At 51.6% G+C, this 18,712-nt stretch carries 13 protein-coding genes and 3 tRNA genes; 11 read left to right on the top strand and 5 right to left on the bottom strand.

Annotated elements, in window-relative coordinates; all coding sequences use genetic code 11:
- Window positions 1-9: 9 nt before the first annotated feature.
- Window positions 10-927 carry a DMT family transporter gene (locus CEK60_RS13110; protein WP_089039390.1) on the bottom strand — a complete coding sequence of 306 codons (918 nt, stop codon included), beginning with the start codon at window positions 925-927 and terminating at the stop codon, window positions 10-12.
- A gap of 192 nt (window positions 928-1,119) precedes the next feature.
- Here CEK60_RS13110 and CEK60_RS13105 point away from each other — a divergent pair, with 192 nt between their 5' ends.
- The 5 genes from CEK60_RS13105 (at window position 1,120) to CEK60_RS13085 (ending at window position 9,430) form a co-directional block, all read left to right on the top strand.
- Complete coding sequence (locus CEK60_RS13105; RefSeq protein WP_089039389.1) at window positions 1,120-3,141, top strand: NADPH-dependent 2,4-dienoyl-CoA reductase; 2,022 nt, start codon at window positions 1,120-1,122, stop codon at window positions 3,139-3,141.
- A 151-nt stretch (window positions 3,142-3,292) separates the two neighbouring features.
- Window positions 3,293-4,336, top strand: a complete 1,044-nt coding sequence (locus CEK60_RS13100) for a threonine aldolase family protein (RefSeq protein ID WP_038476998.1) — start codon at window positions 3,293-3,295, stop codon at window positions 4,334-4,336.
- 279 nt (window positions 4,337-4,615) lie between these two features.
- Window positions 4,616-6,538, top strand: coding sequence for a PrkA family serine protein kinase (locus CEK60_RS13095; RefSeq protein ID WP_038476995.1), 1,923 nt, complete (start codon window positions 4,616-4,618; stop codon window positions 6,536-6,538).
- Between the two features lie 19 nt (window positions 6,539-6,557).
- Complete coding sequence (locus CEK60_RS13090) at window positions 6,558-7,847, top strand: YeaH/YhbH family protein (RefSeq protein ID WP_089039388.1); 1,290 nt, start codon at window positions 6,558-6,560, stop codon at window positions 7,845-7,847.
- Window positions 7,848-7,867: 20 nt separating this feature from the next.
- Window positions 7,868-9,430 (top strand): SpoVR family protein, encoded by a 1,563-nt coding sequence (locus CEK60_RS13085; RefSeq protein WP_089039387.1) that lies wholly within the window; start codon window positions 7,868-7,870, stop codon window positions 9,428-9,430.
- A gap of 79 nt (window positions 9,431-9,509) precedes the next feature.
- On the opposite strand, the gene CEK60_RS13080 is transcribed toward CEK60_RS13085, so the two are convergent.
- Complete coding sequence (locus CEK60_RS13080) at window positions 9,510-9,824, bottom strand: high-potential iron-sulfur protein (RefSeq protein WP_089039386.1); 315 nt, start codon at window positions 9,822-9,824, stop codon at window positions 9,510-9,512.
- A 258-nt stretch (window positions 9,825-10,082) separates the two neighbouring features.
- On the opposite strand from CEK60_RS13080, the gene CEK60_RS13075 reads away from it, so the two are divergent.
- The 3 genes from CEK60_RS13075 (at window position 10,083) to CEK60_RS13065 (ending at window position 14,026) form a co-directional block, all read left to right on the top strand.
- Window positions 10,083-10,358 carry an Lrp/AsnC family transcriptional regulator gene (locus CEK60_RS13075; RefSeq protein ID WP_009721675.1) on the top strand — a complete coding sequence of 92 codons (276 nt, stop codon included), beginning with the start codon at window positions 10,083-10,085 and terminating at the stop codon, window positions 10,356-10,358.
- 61 nt (window positions 10,359-10,419) lie between these two features.
- Window positions 10,420-11,283 (top strand): DNA/RNA non-specific endonuclease, encoded by an 864-nt coding sequence (locus CEK60_RS13070; protein WP_089039385.1) that lies wholly within the window; start codon window positions 10,420-10,422, stop codon window positions 11,281-11,283.
- Window positions 11,284-11,917: 634 nt separating this feature from the next.
- Window positions 11,918-14,026 carry a choice-of-anchor L domain-containing protein gene (locus tag CEK60_RS13065; protein WP_089039384.1) on the top strand — a complete coding sequence of 703 codons (2,109 nt, stop codon included), beginning with the start codon at window positions 11,918-11,920 and terminating at the stop codon, window positions 14,024-14,026.
- A gap of 206 nt (window positions 14,027-14,232) precedes the next feature.
- Here CEK60_RS13065 and CEK60_RS13060 read toward each other — a convergent pair.
- The 3 genes from CEK60_RS13060 to CEK60_RS13050 form a co-directional block, all read right to left on the bottom strand.
- Window positions 14,233-14,319: transfer RNA gene (locus tag CEK60_RS13060), tRNA-Leu, on the bottom strand.
- A gap of 43 nt (window positions 14,320-14,362) precedes the next feature.
- Window positions 14,363-14,449 (bottom strand) — tRNA-Leu (locus CEK60_RS13055).
- 117 nt (window positions 14,450-14,566) lie between these two features.
- Window positions 14,567-14,653, bottom strand: a tRNA-Leu gene (locus CEK60_RS13050).
- A 246-nt stretch (window positions 14,654-14,899) separates the two neighbouring features.
- Between CEK60_RS13050 and rnr the strand changes: the two genes are divergently transcribed.
- From rnr to rpsF, 3 genes are all read left to right on the top strand, one after another.
- The gene (gene rnr, locus CEK60_RS13045) at window positions 14,900-17,302 is read left to right on the top strand and encodes a ribonuclease R (protein ID WP_089039383.1); all 2,403 of its coding nucleotides are present in this window, start codon (window positions 14,900-14,902) and stop codon (window positions 17,300-17,302) included.
- Between the two features lie 2 nt (window positions 17,303-17,304).
- Window positions 17,305-18,099 (top strand): 23S rRNA (guanosine(2251)-2'-O)-methyltransferase RlmB, encoded by a 795-nt coding sequence (gene rlmB / locus CEK60_RS13040; RefSeq protein WP_089039382.1) that lies wholly within the window; start codon window positions 17,305-17,307, stop codon window positions 18,097-18,099.
- A 212-nt stretch (window positions 18,100-18,311) separates the two neighbouring features.
- Window positions 18,312-18,695: a 30S ribosomal protein S6 gene (gene rpsF, locus CEK60_RS13035; RefSeq protein ID WP_009721681.1), complete on the top strand. Its 384-nt coding sequence runs from the start codon at window positions 18,312-18,314 to the stop codon at window positions 18,693-18,695.
- The last annotated feature ends 17 nt before the right edge of the window (window positions 18,696-18,712 follow it).

Below are 18,712 nucleotides of genomic sequence, written 5' to 3'. Positions count from 1 at the left end.
CCTATTGTATCATTGCTGTGCGTTGCTCGTTTTATCCGCCGCGATAGTACGCACCAGGGGGCGTGTCAGCGTTTGCGCCATGATGACCCCCGCAAGAATGAGTAGCCCACCCATAAAGTGGAACCCGGCCACCTGCTCGCCTAAAAACGCCATGGCAATCAGGGCGCTAAATAGCGGCATTAAGTTGATAAAGATACTCGACTGGTTCGCGCCGATTTGGCGCACCGCGCGCATCCATAAGAACGTGGTAATGATGGAGGCAGGAATGCCTGCGTAGAGAATTAACCCTATATTGTGGCTATCTACCGGTGTCATCGGGCCCATTAAATAGGGCGGTAGCAGGAATAAAACCGCAAAGCAGACTTGGGCATAGAGCATGACCCAAGGGGGTAGGTTCATCGCCCAGCGCTTCAGCATTACACCGTAAAGGGCGTAGCAGGTGGCAGCAACCACCATTAATGCGTCACCGGTGGCTACCTGTAGTTGCAGCAGAGACAAAGGGTTGCCTCGCCCAAGCAGTACCGTGACGCCAACGAATGCCAGAACGCCCCCGACAATACCGCCTAAGGTAGGCGGTTCGCGCAAGATCAGAGCGCTTAATAGTACGGTGAGAAGCGGCACCATGGCAGCCAAAATGCCCATATTAGTAGCAGTCGTTGTTTCCGCCGCCATATACGCCAAGCCTTGCCATAGCCCCATGCCAAGTAGCCCTAGCAACGCCAGTTTCGGCCAGTGGCGGCGTATTTCATCGCGATGACGTAATGCCGCAGGAAGCACAAACGGTGTCATTACCGCCAGTGCCAGCAACCAACGTAGAAAAGCGATACTGCTGGGCGCAATGGCACCCACTGTTAATTGGTTAATTGTCATATTCCCTGACCAAATCAACACAGTGGCCAGTGGCGGTAAAAAGTAAATCAATGGCATAGCGCGTTCCCTTATCGTTAGCCTGGTAATGTGACGTGCTTTCGCAAGAGGAGCAAGTGCTTTGCCACAAAGGTTGATGGTTTCGCAAGGCGGCTAAAGGGTGACAGATTAAGGGGTGTAAAGGACTGTACGTGAGGCGGTGTATGTCATACGCTTGTTTGAATGTGCTTAATAATATAAAGGAGTACCGTGATGAACCATACGCCCGCATACCCGCATCTGTTTCGACCACTGACCGTTGGCCATTTAACGCTGCCTAATCGTGTGTTGATGGGCTCAATGCACACCAATTTAGAAGAAGCTCCCAATGGTTTTGAGCGTCTAGCAGCCTTCTATGCTGAGCGGGCTCGTGCGGGTGTCAGCCTGATTGTGACGGGCGGTATTGCTCCTAATGCTGAAGGCGCTGTGTTCCAGGGGGCAAATGCACTTACCGATGAGAGTCAGTTAGCGGAACATCGTGGAGTGGTAGAGTCTGTGCATGAAGCGGGCGGGCACTTGTGCATGCAGATTCTCCATGCTGGTCGCTATGCCTACTCGCCAGAGCTGGTAGCGCCCTCTGCGCTGCAGGCGCCGATCAACCCGTTTATGCCTCGGGAACTTTCAAGTGACGACGTTGAGCAGCAGATAGACGACTATGTGCGCTGTGCACAGCTTGCCCAGCAGGCGGGCTATGACGGTGTTGAGGTGATGGGCTCTGAAGGTTACTTGATCAACCAGTTTATTTGCCGTCGCACCAATCAGCGTGATGATGCGTGGGGCGGTGATTTTGAGCGACGTATTCGCTTCCCGATCGAAATTGTGAAACGCATTCGCGCGGCAGTGGGCGAGCACTTTTTGATTATCTTTCGCCTATCGATGATTGATCTGGTGGAAGAAGGCAGTACGTGGGAAGAAGTGGTGCAACTTGGCCAAGCCATTGAAGCCGCAGGCGCGAATGTGATCAACACTGGTATTGGCTGGCACGAAGCCCGAGTGCCCACCATTGTAACCAGCGTGCCTCGTGCAGCGTTTACCGAAGTTACTAAACGCATTAGATCAGCACTATCCATCCCGCTGATTACCACCAACCGTATCAATATGCCCGAGGTGGCGGAGCGTGTGTTGGCTGATGGGCATGCGGATATGGTGTCGATGGCACGCCCGTTTTTGGCTGACCCTGAATGGGTGCGTAAAGCCGAGGCGGGCCTTTCAGACGAAATTAATACCTGTATTGCCTGTAACCAAGCCTGCCTAGACCACACCTTTATGGGCAAGCTCACATCATGCTTGGTTAACCCAAGGGCGTGCCATGAAACCGAGCTAACCCTCGAACCCACGCAAACACCCAAGCGGGTAGCGGTTGTCGGCGGCGGTCCCGCGGGGCTTGCCACCGCCGTGGCCGCTGCTAGCCGGGGGCATCATGTGGTGCTGTTTGAGCGACGTAGCGAGTTGGGTGGGCAGTTTAATTACGCCCGTAAAATTCCCGGTAAAGAGGAGTTCAACGAAACGTTGCGCTACTTCCGGGTGATGTTAGAAAAACACGCGGTAGATGTTCGCCTCAATACGGCGGCTACCCTCGACATACTAGCTGAATTTGACGAGGTGGTGATTGCCACCGGCGTTACCCCCCGTGAACTTGCGCTACCGGGGGCCGACCATGCCAGTGTGCTTAGCTACGCTGAAGCGATTGAGCATCCTGAGCGTGTGGGCCAGCGCGTAGCCGTGATTGGCGCTGGTGGTATTGGCTTTGATGTATCAGAGCTGCTCGCTGACCAGGGGCATCCTGAAATGGATGTGGCCGCTTGGTGTGATGAGTGGGGCGTTGATCTTGCCGTGGGCGATCGTGGCGGTCTAAAGCCGCCAATGCCGCCAGCGTCTCCCCGTGACATTATTATGCTTCAGCGTAAAAGCTCTAAGCCAGGTAAGAACCTGGGCAAAACCTCGGGCTGGGTACATCGTGCATCACTAAAACAGCGGGGAGTTAAAACCCTGACTGGCTGCGAGTATTTGAAAATCGATGATGCCGGTCTTCACATTCGCCGCGATGGCGAGGAGCAGGTGCTGGCGGTGGACACTGTCGTGGTATGCGCCGGGCAGGAGTCGGTTCGCGAGCTTATCGCGCCCTTAAGCCAGGCGGGAGCATGCTTTCATGTGATTGGCGGTGCCGATGAAGCTGCGGAGCTAGACGCTAAACGAGCCATCGATCAAGGCACACGTCTTGCCGCTTCGCTGTAGCAATAGGGCTAAGCGAGTTAGGCGGGTGACGTAAGCGTTGCAATGGCGATAGACTGGTCGATCAAGGTAGCTGTTAACCGCAGTTAACAAATTAAGGCGCGAGTGGCACCCAGCTCGCGCTGTAAGATCGTCAGATAAAAGGACTATCGTCATGACCTCGGAGTGTACCCCACGATTTTTAGCCAGTGACAACACCTCAGGTATCTGCCCAGAGGCTATGGAATACCTGCTTGAAGCCAATCAAGCTGATGATTTGGCCTACGGCAATGACCGTTGGACTGCCCGTGCCGCAGATCGTTTTCGTGAAATGTTTGACTACGATTGCGATGTTTTTTTTGTGTTTAACGGTACTGCGGCAAACTCACTGGCACTTTCTGCAATGGGGCGCAGCTACCACAGCGTTATTTGTCATGAATTGGCCCACATTGAAACCGACGAGTGTGGTGGCCCTGAGTTCTTTTCTAACGGCGCGAAGCTGCTGACCTCGCCAGGGGCTAACGGCAAACTAACGCCCCAGGGCATTGAAGCGCTGGTTACCAAGCGTAGTGATATTCACTATCCCAAGCCTAAAGTAGTGTCGCTTACCCAAGCGACAGAAGTTGGCACGGTTTACTCTCGGGAAGAGTTACTGGCAATACGCGCTATGGCAGACAAGCACGATTTACGTTTGCATATGGACGGCGCGCGGTTCGCAAATGCCTGCGCTGGCCTTAACGCAAGCCCCGCCGAGCTAACGTGGCAGGTAGGCGTCGATGCGTTGTGTTTTTCAGGAACCAAGAACGGGCTAGCGTTTGGTGAGGCGATCCTGTTTTTCAACCGTGATTTGGCTGAGGATTTTTCCTACCGCTGCAAACAGGCAGGTCAACTGGCTTCGAAAATGCGCTACGTTTCTGCCCCATGGCTAGGGCTGTTGGAAAGCGGTGCGTGGTTAACCAACGCTGAGCATGCCAATGCCATGGCACGTTATTTATCCGAAGGGCTGCAAGCACTTCCTGGCGTTTCACTGATGTTTCCAACCCAGGCGAATAGTGTTTTCGTTGAATTCCCTCCTCATGCTATCGAGGCGTTGAAAGCCAAAGGTTGGACCTTCTATACCTTTATTGGAGCGGGTGGTGCGCGTTTTGTATGCGCTTGGAACACTACCGTTGAATTGCTGGATCAACTATTGGCAGATGTAAAAGAAGTGCTGGGATAATACTGCCTAAACTGTGCCTTCTAGACACGTTGTTGCCCGCCATTGCGCCGCCTTTCAGGCGGCGCTGTGCGTTCTGAACACTGTTTTTAGGGGCATCGCACATTCAACGCAACTTAATCTCTCCTACCGTGCTCAAATTATTAAACATTGTGCGTTGAAGGTTTAGTCATCACTTTTTGCTAATGCTGACTACGCTGATAGAGCAACACCTCGTATTGCGCACCGCTTGATGTTTGGGCTTGGCGGTAGCTGCTGGGGGATGGGCCACAGGAGAGTTCCATGAGCATCTTTGATCACGTTCAAGACCGATTTGCCCGCGTTCAGCAAGAGGACATGAGCCTAGAGGAGTATTTGGCGCTTTGTCGCCGTGATCCAAAGGTTTATGCCAGCGCCTCGGAGCGTATGCTGGAAGCCATTGGCGAGCCTGAAGTGATCGACACGGCGAAAGACCCGCGTCTATCACGCATTTTCTCGAACAAGGTGATTCGCCGCTATCCTGCTTTTGCTGAATTCCATGGTATGGAAGAAGCTATCGAGCAAATTGTGTCGTACTTCCGTCATGCCGCGCAGGGATTAGAGGAGCGTAAGCAAATCCTCTATTTACTAGGGCCAGTAGGTGGCGGTAAATCGTCGCTGGCTGAACGCTTGAAGCTGTTGATGGAGCGTATCCCGTTCTATGCCATTAAAGACTCACCCGTGTATGAATCACCGCTAGGACTTTTTTCGCCGGAAGAAGATGGTGAGCTTCTGGAGCAAGAGTACGGTATTCCCCAGCGCTATCTGCGCAGTGTGATGTCGCCATGGGCGGCGAAGCGCTTAAAAGAAGCGGGCGGCGATATTTCTCAGTTCCGGGTGGTGCGCCTTTATCCCTCGCGGTTAAATCAAATTGCCATCTCCAAAACTGAGCCTGGCGATGAAAATAACCAGGATATCTCGTCGTTAGTGGGTAAAGTCGATATTCGTCAGTTGGAGCTTTACTCGCAAGATGACCCTGATGCCTACAGCTTCTCTGGCGGGCTTTGCCGCGCTAACCAAGGGTTGATGGAGTTCGTTGAGATGTTTAAAGCGCCGATTAAGGTGCTGCATCCATTACTTACCGCCACCCAAGAAGGTAACTACAACCCTACCGAAGGCATGGGGGCGATTCCTTTTGATGGTGTGATTTTAGCCCACTCAAACGAATCGGAATGGCAGGCGTTTCGCAATAACCGCAACAACGAGGCATTTTTGGATCGTGTCTATATCGTCAAAGTGCCTTACTGTCTGCGGGTCTCCGAAGAGATCAAGATTTACCAAAAACTGCTTGAAGACTCCTCGCTTAATGCAGCCCCTTGCGCGCCTGATACGTTGCGCATGCTGGCGCAGTTCTCGGTGCTTTCGCGGCTAAAAGTGCCAGAAAACTCCAGCATCTACTCCAAGATGCGCGTTTATGACGGCGAAAACCTGAAAGACACCGATCCTCGAGCAAAGTCGATCCAAGAGTATCGTGATGCGGCGGGTGTGGATGAGGGCATGCAGGGGTTGTCTACTCGTTTCGCCTTCAAAATACTTTCTAAAGTGTTTAACTTCGATGGCACTGAGGTCGCCGCGAACCCTGTGCATTTGCTGTATGTGCTAGAGCAAGCATTAGAGCGCGAGCAACTGCCTTCAGAAGTATTTGAGCGCTATATCGGCTTTATCAAGGAGTTTCTGGCACCGCGCTATGTCGATTTCATTGGTAAGGAAATCCAAACGGCGTACCTGGAATCTTACAGCGAGTATGGGCAGAACATCTTTGATCGCTACGTAACCTACGCGGATTTCTGGATTCAAGACCAGGAGTATCGCGATCCCGAAACGGGCGAATTGTTGAACCGTCAGTCACTCAATGACGAGCTCGAAAAAATTGAGAAACCAGCAGGCATCTCTAACCCGAAAGACTTCCGTCACGAAGTGGTTAATTTCGTATTGCGGGCGCGTGCGCAAAACAATGGCATGAACCCCAGCTGGCAGTCTTATGAAAAGCTCAAAGGCGTTATCGAGCATAAGATGTTTGCTAACACTGAAGAGCTATTACCGGTTATTTCGTTTAATGCGAAGGCGTCGAAGTCGGATCAGAAGAAGCACGAGGACTTTGTGGCGCGCATGGTGGATCGTGGCTATACCGAGAAACAGGTTCGGCTGCTTTCCGAGTGGTACCTACGCGTGCGCAAGTCCCAGTAGCGGATAATCGGGAGGTCGTATGACCTACTTTATTGATCGAAGGCCTAACGCTAAGCACAAAAGCGCGGTCAATCGGCAGCGCTTTTTGGAACGTTATCGCAAACATATCAAGCGTTCGGTGGAGGAGGCGGTTAACCGCCGCTCCATTACCGATATGGAGCGAGGGGAAAAGGTATCCATTCCTACCAAGGATATCTCTGAACCGGTGTTTCAACATGGCCCGGGTGGTGCGCGCAATATCGTATCACCCGGCAACAAGGAGTTTTTAGAAGGCGATAAAATTCGCCGCCCCGGTGGCCAGGGCGGCGGAGATGGCGCGGGCGAAGGTGGTGCTTCCAATCAAGGCGAGGGTGATGACGAGTTTGCATTTACCCTGAGCCGCGAGGAGTTTTTGGAGTTTGTATTTGATGGTCTTGAGCTGCCTAATTTGCAGCGCAAACCATTGAAGTCACTCGAAGAGATAAAAATGGTGCGTGCGGGGCTTGCGCGTGACGGGGTGCCGTCGCGAATTAGCATTACCCGATCAATGCGGGAAGCTTACGCGCGCCGCATTGCCATGCGCGCCCCCATTAAGCGGGCGTTGAAAGAGGCTCAAGAGGCGCTCGCTGCAGAAGAGCGCAAGGATCCGGTGCTGCGCAATCCGGCGAGAATAGTGGAGCTAAAGGCGGAAATAGAGCGCTTGGAAAAGCGTATTGAGGCGGTGCCATTTATTGACACCTATGATCTGCGTTACCACCAGTTGGCAGCGCAGCCTCAGCCTTCCAGCCAGGCGGTGATGTTCTGTGTCATGGACGTTTCTGGTTCCATGACTCAAAACCATAAGGACATTGCTAAGCGGTTTTTCCTATTACTTTATCTATTTTTGGAAAAGCATTACGAGAAAGTAGAGCTGGTATTTGTGCGCCACCACACGGCTGCGCGGGAGGTAAACGAGGAGGAGTTTTTCTACTCCCGTGAAACCGGTGGCACCATCGTTTCCAGCGCGCTCACCCTGGTAAATAAAATCATCGAAAAACGCTACCCCGCTGGGCAGTGGAATCTGTATATCGCCCAGGCATCGGACGGTGATAACTGGGATGATGACTCGAATATTTGCCGGGACTTACTGGTTAAACAGCTCATGCCACAGTTGCAGTACTACGCTTATGTGGAAATTACTCCCCATGAGCATCAGTCGCTGTGGCATGAATACGAAATGGTCGCCGCGCAGTTTCCCGAACGGTTTGCGATGCGCCAAATTGTCGACGCCGGGGATATCTACCCAGTCTTCCGTGAGCTGTTTAAACGTCGGTTGAGTCAAGAGCAGTAACGCGAACCGAGGAGTACGCCATGAGTGTAGCCCGTAAGCCAATAGCGACCGGTTCCGACTGGAATTTTAATGTGTTGGAGCGCTTCGACGAGGAGCTCGCTAGGCTCGCCGATGAGTACCGCCTAGATACTTATCCCAATCAGATAGAAGTGATTACTACTGAACAGATGATGGATGCCTACGCGAGCGTGGGGATGCCGGTAGGGTATCACCACTGGTCGTTTGGTAAGCAGTTTCTTGCCGTTGAACAAGCCTACAAGCGCGGCCAGATGGGGCTTGCCTATGAGTTGGTGATTAACTCCAACCCATGTATTGCCTATCTAATGGAAGAGAACACGTTAATGATGCAGGTATTGGTCATTGCGCATGCCTGCTATGGGCATAACTCTTTCTTTAAAGGCAATTACTTGTTCCGCGCCTGGACCGATGCCGACTCCATCGTTGATTACCTAGTATTTGCTCGTAAGTATATTGCTCAGTGCGAAGAGCGCCACGGTGTCCATGCCGTGGAGCAATTGTTAGATGCCTGTCACGCTCTCCAAAACTACGGTGTAGACCGTTACAAGCGACCCTCACCCATTTCTGCTGAAGAAGAGGTAAGGCGTCAAGAAGAGCGCGAAGCCTACCTGCAAACCCAGGTCAATATGTTGTGGCGCACGATCCCTGATGCGCCCGATGGCGTTTCTCCACTGCCGGGTAGCCTTCATAGCGAGGCAGATCCACTTGGCCTACACAGTGGTGGTATTTATCCCTCAGAGCCACAGGAAAACTTGCTCTACTTTATTGAGAAAAATGCGCCACTTCTAGCTCCTTGGCAGCGCGAAATTGTGCGTATCGTACGTAAACTGGCGCAGTACTTTTACCCCCAGAGACAAACCCAGGTGATGAACGAAGGATGGGCTTGTTTCTGGCACTATACGCTGATGAATCGTTTATACGATGAAGGGAAAGTCGATGAAGGCTTGATGCTGGAGTTTTTGCAATCTCATGCCGCGGTTATCAATCAGCCAGGCTTTGATAGCCCACACTACAGCGGCCTTAATCCCTACGCGTTGGGATTTGCGATCTTTATGGACATTAAGCGGATTTGTGATGCGCCAACGGATGAAGACCGGGAGTGGTTTCCCGATATTGCGGGTAGCCCGTGGCGCGATACCGTTGAGTTTGCAATGCGGAACTTCAAGGATGAGTCGTTTATACAGCAGTTTTTATCCCCCAAGGTAATACGCGATCTCAAGCTGTTCTTAATTGTTGATGATGATCAGATGGAAACACTGGACGTCGCCGCAATTCATAATGAGCGAGGCTATCGGCGAGTGCGTGAGGCGCTGTCAACTCAATATGCGTTATCGGTGCGTGAGCCCAATATTCAAGTTGTCGAAGCGGCTATACGCGGAGATCGTTCGTTGACGTTACACCATGTACAAGATAGCCGTCGGCCCCTTGGTCGCAGCGTATATCCGGTGATTCGCCATTTGCAGCAGCTATGGGGATTTCCGGTGCATTTGGTCTCAATGGAAGAGGGGCGTGTGACGCGCCGTTATCAGTGGCCGATTGAGGAGGAAAACAAAGAGGTGAGTTAAGGTTAAATAACTACCCCGCGGCAAGCGCGGGGTAGTGGTCAAGCTTGGTTTGTTTTACCAAGACAGGTGGCTACTAACATTAGCCTTTGGCAGTCCAGGACTGACACCAGCCGCCTGCTTCAACGCTATTTTGCGGGAACAGCTGGCAACCTGCAGTTTCTGCATTAAAGAACATGCAGTTTGAGCACAGCTCTCCTTCCTCGTAGGCCGGGTGGTCGCTTGCATTACTGGCTACTTCAACGTAGTTAAGTGCCTGAGCAGTAGAATTAGACGGGTCAAGGCGAGGCAGTTCCTGGGCAAAAGCAGTCTTTGACAGGATGCCAGCACCCAATGGCAGGGCGGCTAGACCCATTACGCTATTACGTATGAACTTACGACGGCTCTGATTAGCCATGGTGTCTCCTTAGCGTCACGGTTTGACGTTTTTTTGCTTATGTTATTGGGTGGTGAACCACCTCTAATACTCCGACAAGGCTAATAAGCCGGAGTTCTCTAAGCCATGCTAGCGCATGCTCAAAATTAGTGCGAATAACCTTATGAAAAGCGCGACAATTAACCACGTCACTGAGCGGTGCTTGGTCTTAGCAAGCAGCCTGTTATACTCGCCTCTGGTTGCTGATTAGATTGTTGTTAACGCTATTTTGGGGGTGCTATGCAAAACGCTGTGATTTTAATCAATACTGAGAAAGGCCAGGTAAAGGCAGTCGCCGAGCGCCTTGCTGATGTAGACGGTATTAGTGAAGTCTATTCGACGTGTGGTCGCTATGATTTGGTCGCTATTGCCCGGACCCCTGATTTTGAAAGCCTTGCTGAACTGGTCACAGAACGCCTAAACGCGGTCGAGGGCATTAGTGATACCGAAACGCTTAATGCGATGCAGGTGCACTCCCGTCACGACCTAGAAACGATGTTTTCCCTGGGCTGGTAACCAATAAATTACCTGACATAAAAAGCAGGATGCAGAATCATTATTGTAGGGAGTAAGTCTGTTGGGGAAATCGCTTTCGCGCTGGCGTCGTCAGGGAAAACGCCTGGGTATCGCTGTGCTTTTTGTCATAGTAGGAACGGGGCTTTGGGAGTTTCAGGAGCGTCAGCATCAGGATGATTATACCTGGATGGGTGTGCCTACCTGGGATGGGTTTCAGCTAACAACGTTTCACCGTGTGCTAAGAAACGATGGCTTCTTAGCGGGATGGTCTGATGTGCGGGTAAACCCACTTTGGGTCAGTTATCAAGTCGAAGCGGTGTCCGATGATACTCGTATTGGCCCACGGCCTAATTTTAAAGCTGACTGGCGCACGTTATGGCCAATAGGTACGGCTAGCTATTCCGGCAGTGGTTATGATCGCGGACACTTAGCACCTAACTATGCCATTGCAGCGGTGCATGGTCGTAACGCTCAAGTCGATACCTTCTTGATGAGTAACATGACGCCTCAGCGACCTAACTTGAATCGCCAGCTTTGGCAGCGCCTTGAAGAGTCGGTGATGGACCATTTTGCACCGCGCTTTGATCGCTTGCAGGTGATTACTGGGCCTATTTTTCCTGAGCGCTACATGGACAATGTGTTTAATCGCGTTGGTTTTGTGGAAGTGCCAGAAGCGTTCTATAAGATCATTGTTGTGCCGAATGAAGAGGCACCGCTGGCGCTTGCCTTTATCATGCCGCAAGACGTTCGTGGTAATGAACCGTTAGATGATTATCTGGTAACTATCGATGAGATCGAGTCGCGCACAGGGCTAAACTTCTTCCCTGATTTAGCGGCAGAGCGTGAAGCTGTCCTGGAAGGGCAATTGCGTACTCAAGGCTGGGCGCTAGAAGAAGTAGCGCGTCGTCCTGGGCGTTTCCAATAATTTGTCTAATTAAAGCATTTAAAGTCAAAGCGTTTTCGAGGGCATATATTTAGCTCGAAGGCAATCTCGTCTAACTCTCTCTTCTAGCTCTTCCTGGTTAGTGGTGTTTGACAGCGAGATGGATGCTGATGGGTTGGCGGAAAATTTTATCTTTGCCTGATAGTACAACTTTGACAGTAACCTAAACGGCTACTCTTCTTCGCGATTCGTTTTGAGAAGAGTGGCCGTTTTTATTGCATGGATGCCCCGGAATTTATATGGATGCCCGTCTTAAAACAAACAACGATAATAAAAGACAGTCACTTCCAGAGCACTTCTTTCTATGCATTATCAGCCGCTCCTCCAGCGACTGCGACAAACGTTTTTACCTGGCGTGGATAGCTACATCGGCATAACGCAATCGCTCGCTGGCAAGCCACATTCAATCTGAACTTCTTACTGGGCTGAATTTTTATATATTTTGCCTAAGTTAGACTAATTATTCTTATGGATTGATATGGCGGTAGTGGCATGGTTTTTGCTAATATTTGGATGCCCGCTTGGGCTATGCATCTTCACTCTTGATTAAGCATATATTTATGCGGTGTGTTCTGAGCAATCATGCTAATAGATCAGTACTGGAGGGGGTAGGTAAGTGACTGTAAAAAAAGAAGAGTATGAATTTTCCGCGCTGGATGATGAACTGTTGGCGAGTTATTATCTAAGTTTCCACGATCTAATGACTCAGGCGGAAGAAACTACAGCTTCAGATATTGCGGCTGATTCTGTTAACAAAGTTCTGGGAGGGGGGATAGCAACTAACGTTACCTATACCGGCTCAAGTAATGCTGCATTTTGGGTTGATAACTTTGAAATTCTGCCAGAAGAAGATTCTGAGTTGCCAGCGTACCAATATGGTCAGGGTATTATGTTGTCGACAGGTGGGTTCCCAAGCTCAGAGAATACCACGACTGGGTATAGTGTGAGTCACGGGGAGTTGGGAGACCCAGATCTAACCGAAACGGCAATTGAAGCATTTCCAGGAGCGGGTAGCACAAACGATGCGTCAGTCATTGAGTTTACGGTAAACGTCAATGACCCGGATGTGGATACACTTCGTGCGAGCCTCGTATTTGGCTCAGAAGAGTTCCCTGAATATGTAGACAGTGATTTTGTAGATATTGCTGCTCTATATGTAAACGGCGTTAACTACGCTGAGTTTACTGCTACGGATAAGCCTCTAAGTGTTATTTCAGATAACCTTGAGTCAGGTGTATTTATTGATAATAGCAATCAATTTAGTTCTCCTTATGCAATTGAGTGGGACGGCTTTAGCAGAGAGATTGTCGTTCGTGCTCCCCTTCAGCAAGGCGAGAATACCGTCAAGATTGGTATTGCTGATACTGGTGATTCCATTCTGGATTCAGGTCTTTTTGTATCTGATCTCTCTCTGATTGGTGGGGGAGGCTCTGGCGGCGGTGTGCTCAGTGCGTTGGCCCCGGATGCTGGGGGCAAAGTCACTACAACTTCGGCTGCAGAAGAAGTCACGTTGAATGAGCAGGCAAACACCGTCACAGGCAGTACTACTGAGTTGAATGGTGATGTCATTGTTGGTTTTGAGTCGAATGACAAAGTAGTTGTTAAAGATAGCTTTTTTGATGTGTCAGATGTGATATTTAGCCTTGGGTCGGTGATTTTAGATATTGATTCTAATCAGGACGGGGAAAATGATACGACGCTGACGTTTGCGGACTTGGATGATCCAGATAGCTTTGTATTTACACAAGCTGAGGATGGAACCACGATCACCCTTGAGGAGACTTCTCCGGAGCCAGAACCAGAACCAGAGCCAGAACCAGAGCCAGAACCAGAGCCAGAACCAGAGCCAGAACCAGAGCCAGAACCAGAGCCAGAACCAGAGCCAGAACCAGAGCCAGAACCAGAACCAGAACCAGAACCAGAACCAGAACCAGAACCAGAACCAGAACCAGAACCAGAACCAGAACCAGAACCAGAACCAGAACCAGAACCAGAACCAGAACCTGTTCAACCTGCGCCAGTGGCCAGTAATGATGATCTAGCGGGTCGTTTTGGCTGGCTGGCCAGTGGCAACCTGTTTGCTGACAATGGCAATGGTGCTGATCAGGCTGCTGGGGACGATGCAATTGTCATCACTGCCATTGATGGTCAGGATGTTGTTTTCAATACGGCGATGACGCTGGACTCCGGTGCGAGTGTGATTGTGCAGGAAAATGGCGACTTCACTTATGACCAAGGCTCTGCGTTTACTGCTTTGGCAGAAGGTGAGGCGGCTATCGATACTTTCGAGTATTCAATTGCCGGTAGCCAAGGCGCAGCAGCATCAGCAGTTGTTTCTGTGGAGCTGGGTGAAGCAATCGATAGCGTCGAGATTTCGGCTATTGAGGCGCTTTACCAGATGGCGTTTGACCGCGAGGCGGATGCCGAAGGGTTGGAGTACTGGTCCGGTATTCGTGACGAAGGTAGCAGTCTGTTTGAGGTGGCTGACTACTTCTTAGCATCGGAAGAGTTTGCCAGCGAGCATGGTGATAACCTGGACGCTGATGACTTCCTAATGGTGCTTTATGACAATACCTTTGACCGTGCGCCCGATGCAGAAGGGCTTGAGTACTGGTCTGAGGTGCTGGTCACTGAGCAGGCTGGCCAGGGCGATGTAATGGCTTACTTCGCCTCATCCGACGAAATGCACAGTAAGTATCTGGCGGAAGGCTTTATCTTCGCCTGATAGTGCAACTTCGTTCGTAATCTAAGCGGCTATTCTTCCTAAATGACGACGGTCGAGAAGAGTAGTCGCTTTGTTTATCTTCAGCCCAACAGGCGCCAACGCTCTATGTGAATCGAGGCATGACATGTAGAGGTGAGAATTAAAAGTCAGAGGGAGAATAAGTGTAAATGAGGAGGGAGAGGGGTAGGTCAATAACATTACAATGTTGGTGCCCAGGAGAGGACTTGAACCTCCACGACCATACGGTCACTAGCACCTGAAGCTAGCGCGTCTACCAATTCCGCCACCTGGGCATATCATATTTCGCTACTGATTTTACTGCTGTTTGTATTCGTATGGTGCCCAGGAGAGGACTTGAACCTCCACGTCCATACGGACACTAGCACCTGAAGCTAGCGCGTCTACCAATTCCGCCACCTGGGCGAATACAAACGTTTTGCTAATACATCATCAATACTATCTTTCAAGTACTATCTCTTAATAGTACCGCTTGCTGCTGCACCGTTTTACATCATGTAAAGGGAGTGACATGATATAAAATGGTGCCCAGAAGAGGACTTGAACCTCCACGTCCATACGGACACTAGCACCTGAAGCTAGCGCGTCTACCAATTCCGCCATCTGGGCAAGTGGCGCGTATGATACCGAGGCCACGCTTAAATGCAAGACCCGGTAACTGTTTTTTATCATTAAAATCGTACAATTGCCGTGCTAGGTGGTTGGGTGATTGAGCGGGCAGCGCTATAATGCAGTTATGACCAAACCAAACATGATGTTTTTCAGCCAATCATTGGCTGAATCCTCCCGCCCGCAGCGCACTGCGCCTGCGCAAACTGTCTGCCTCCCGCAAACGCAATCAAGGATGTTGATCGCATGAAGTACTGGACGTTGAGTGATGATCCGCACGCCGAGCGCGAGGCGCAAAAGTATGATAATCCTGCGCCCAGCCGCGAATATTTATTAGCTGCCCTGGAAACGTACGGCAAGCCAATAACCCACGAAAATATGAGCCGCATGCTCGGCATTGAAGATGAAGATCATCTTGAAGCTATTCGCCGTCGTATGGCTGCCATGGAACGTGATGGTCAGGTGCTGCGCGATCGTCGCGGCGCTTATGCACTAATTGACAAGCTTGACCTTATTAAAGGGAAGGTGCTGGGCCACCGAGATGGCTTTGGCTTCCTGCTGCGTGATGATGGCAAAAAGCCGGACTTAGTCTTGCCCCCGCGTCAGATGCGCCGTGTTTTCCACGGCGATTATGTGCTGGCGCGTGTTAGTGGCCGCGACCGCCGTGGCCGTGATGAGGCGACTATTGCCGATGTGATTGCGCGAAACACCCAAACGATTGTGGGTGTATATCGTAGTAACTCGCCTGAGTTTGGTGTGCTGATTCCTGAAAATCCACGTATTACCCAGGAAGTTATCATTCCTCATACGGCAAGCGCTGGCGCGAAAGACGGGCAGGTAATATCTGCAAAAATCGTTCAGCAGCCGGCCACGCGTGTTCAGCCAGTTGGTGAAGTTATCGAAGTGCTGGGCGAGCGGATGGATCCTGGCATGGAAATAGATATCGCGATTCGTAGCTACGATATTCCCGCTGAGTTTCCGCCAGAAGTGCTTGACCAAACCAGCGGTATTTCAGCAGAAGTATTAGAGGAAGATAAGCAACACCGCGTCGATTTGCGTGAGATTCCGTTGGTCACCATTGACGATGGATCCGCCAAAGACTTTGATGATGCGGTGTGTGCCTGGAAAACCAAGTCGGGCAGTTGGAAGCTGTTGGTCGCAATTGCCGATGTGTCGCACTACGTGCGTCCGGGCACCGCGCTCGATGATGAAGCGCGTACGCGGGGTAACTCGGTGTACTTCCCAGGCCAGGTTGTGCCGATGCTGCCTGAGCTGCTCTCAAATGGCTTGTGTTCGTTAAATCCGCAAGTAGATCGCCTTGTGATGGTCTGTGAGATGAACATCTCCAAGACGGGCGCTATTAGCCGCTACTCGTTCTACGAAGCGGTAATGAACTCCCATGCCCGCCTGACCTACAATAAAGTGGCGGCCATCCTCGATAACGAGAGTGATGAAGGAGAAGCGCTGCGCAATGAGCACAAGGCGCTAGTGAAGCCGTTGCAAAATTTGCACGAGCTTTATGGCCTGCTGCGTAGTGCCCGAGAAGAGCGTGGTGCGATTGATTTTGATACCACCGAAACGGCGATTATCTTCAATGATGAGCGCAAGATTGAAAAAATTGTCCCGCGTACTCGCAACGATGCTCATAAGCTAATTGAGGAGTGTATGCTGGCGGCCAATGTGGCTACCGCGCGCTTCCTGGATAAGCATGACTTGCCCGCTCTTTACCGTATTCACGAGCGCCCGACCCCGGAGCGCCTTGATAAACTGCGTCTGTTCTTGAGTGAGCTGGGGCTTTCCGTTGGTGGTGGCGATATGCCGACGCCTCAGGACTATCAAGCGTTACGTGAGGCGATTATTGATCGCCCAGATGCTGACATCATCCAAACCGTCATGCTGCGCTCAATGAACCAGGCGGTTTATTCGCCCCAGAATGAGGGGCACTTTGGCTTGGCTTACCAGGCCTATGCGCACTTCACCTCACCGATTCGTCGTTACCCTGATCTATTGGTGCATCGCGCCATTCGCTCGGTGATTCGTGGGCCACGACAAACCAATACGGTTGTTCGGGTAGAAGGCGCACCGGTTGATCCGCCAAGCAAGTGGTGTCCTTATACCTTCGAGCAAATGCTTGAGTTGGGTGAGCACTGCTCAATGACCGAGCGGCGGGCTGATGAAGCAACCCGTGATGTTGAAAGTTGGCTCAAGTGTGAGTTTATGTCCGACAAGCTGGGCGAAACGTTCGAAGGTACTATCGCCTCGGTGACTCAGTTTGGCTTGTTTGTGCGTCTGGATGACTTCTATGTCGAAGGGTTGGTGCATGTCACCTCGCTGCCTTCTGACTACTACCACTATGAGGCTGAGAAGCACCGCCTCAAAGGTGAGCGCACAGGCACGACCTACCGCTTGGGTGACGGGCTTACGGTTCAGGTTGCGCGGGTAGATATGGATGATCGTAAGATCGACTTTGGTTTAGCTGACGAGAAACCCCGGCCACGCCGCCAGCCGCGCAAGCGCCGCGGTGGAGAGGGTGGTGCTGGAGTAGAAGGGGGAGCTAACAAAGCAGCATCGGCTGATAAGCAGCCGACGCGCCGTGGGCCAAGACGCACGCGTAATGGCCCGCGTAAACCATCACCGAATAAGGGTTGAGCATGAAATCGTCGTCTCGACGTAGCTCGCGTCCGGCTGTTCGTACTCCGGATGGGCTAGACCAAGTGTATGGCGTTCACGCCCTGGAAAGCCTGCTGGAACGGGGCGAAACGCCCCTTGAGTTGTGGGTGCAGCAAGGAGCGGGTAACCGCTTGAAGGAAGTGGTTGCGAGCGCTCAGGCTCGTGGTGCGCGGATTAAAGAGCAGTCTCGAGACTTGCTGGATCAGCTTACTCAGGGTGCAGCCCACCAAGGGGTTGTGGCATTTTGCCCGCCGCTGGTTCCCGAAGGGGAAGAGTCGTTGTGGTTGAAGCTACGCGCATGGCAAGCGTCTGCACCGCCGCTATTGTTAGTGCTGGATGGTGTTACCGATGTCCATAACTTTGGTGCGTGCCTGCGCAGTGCTGATGCCGCCGGTGCCCACGGTGTGATTGTGGCTAAGGATAAAGCCGCGCCGTTGAACGCGACGGTGCGGAAAGTAGCTTGCGGCGCAGCCGAGGTGGTACCTGTTTATCAGGTTACTAACCTATCGCGTACATTGGCTAAGCTAAAAGATGCCGGTGTGTGGATTACCGGTACTGCTGGTGAAGCTGAGGCTAGCCTGTTTGAGATTGATATGACTGGCCCGACTGCATTAGTGATGGGCGCTGAAGGGAAGGGCATGCGCCGGTTAACCAGGGAAGCCTGCGATAACTTGGCAAAGTTGCCTATGGCCGGACAGGTGTCCAGCCTAAACGTATCGGTCGCAACAGGCATTTGTTTGTTTGAAGCTGTTCGGCAGAGGCAGCTTGCAAGTTAAGCACTAGCCCACTAGAATGCTTGCGCCCGTTTAACTTTAAGCGGGCGCTCGTATTGGTTAACAGTTAATACGAAAAACAGTTCTGCTTGATGCCCCAAATGACATCGTTCGCGGTGAGCAACGGGCATTTCAGTTAACTCCTTGCTTCCCTGTCGTCATTGATACAGCTGTGTCAATACACACCGGAAGCTGTCAAACCGCAAGGAGATTCCATGCGTCATTATGAAATCGTGTTTATGGTCCACCCGGATCAGAGCGAGCAAGTGCCGGCTATGGTCGAGCGCTACACCAGCATTGTTACCGAAAACGGTGGCACTGTGCATCGCTTGGAAGATTGGGGCCGTCGTCACCTGGCTTACCCGATCAACAAGATCCACAAAGCCCACTACGTGCTGATGAACGTTGAGTGCACCGGCGAGACTCTCGAAGAAATCGAGAACATCTTCCGTTTCAACGACGCCATCATCCGCAGCTTGGTTGTTCGCTGCAAAGAAGCGATCACCGAAGCTTCTCCGATGATGAAGCCGGCAGAAGAAAAGCGTCCGCGTCGCGAAGACAAACCGCGCGCAGAAGAAGCTGAAGAAGAAACTGCCTAATTTCATCCACCGCACGT

Origin of the sequence: Halomonas sp. N3-2A (assembly GCF_002216165.1) — a bacterium.
Classification (GTDB): Bacteria; Pseudomonadota; Gammaproteobacteria; order Pseudomonadales; family Halomonadaceae; genus Vreelandella.
Note: the sequence above shows the minus strand (reverse complement) of the source record. Positions and strands in the feature narration are given on the sequence as shown.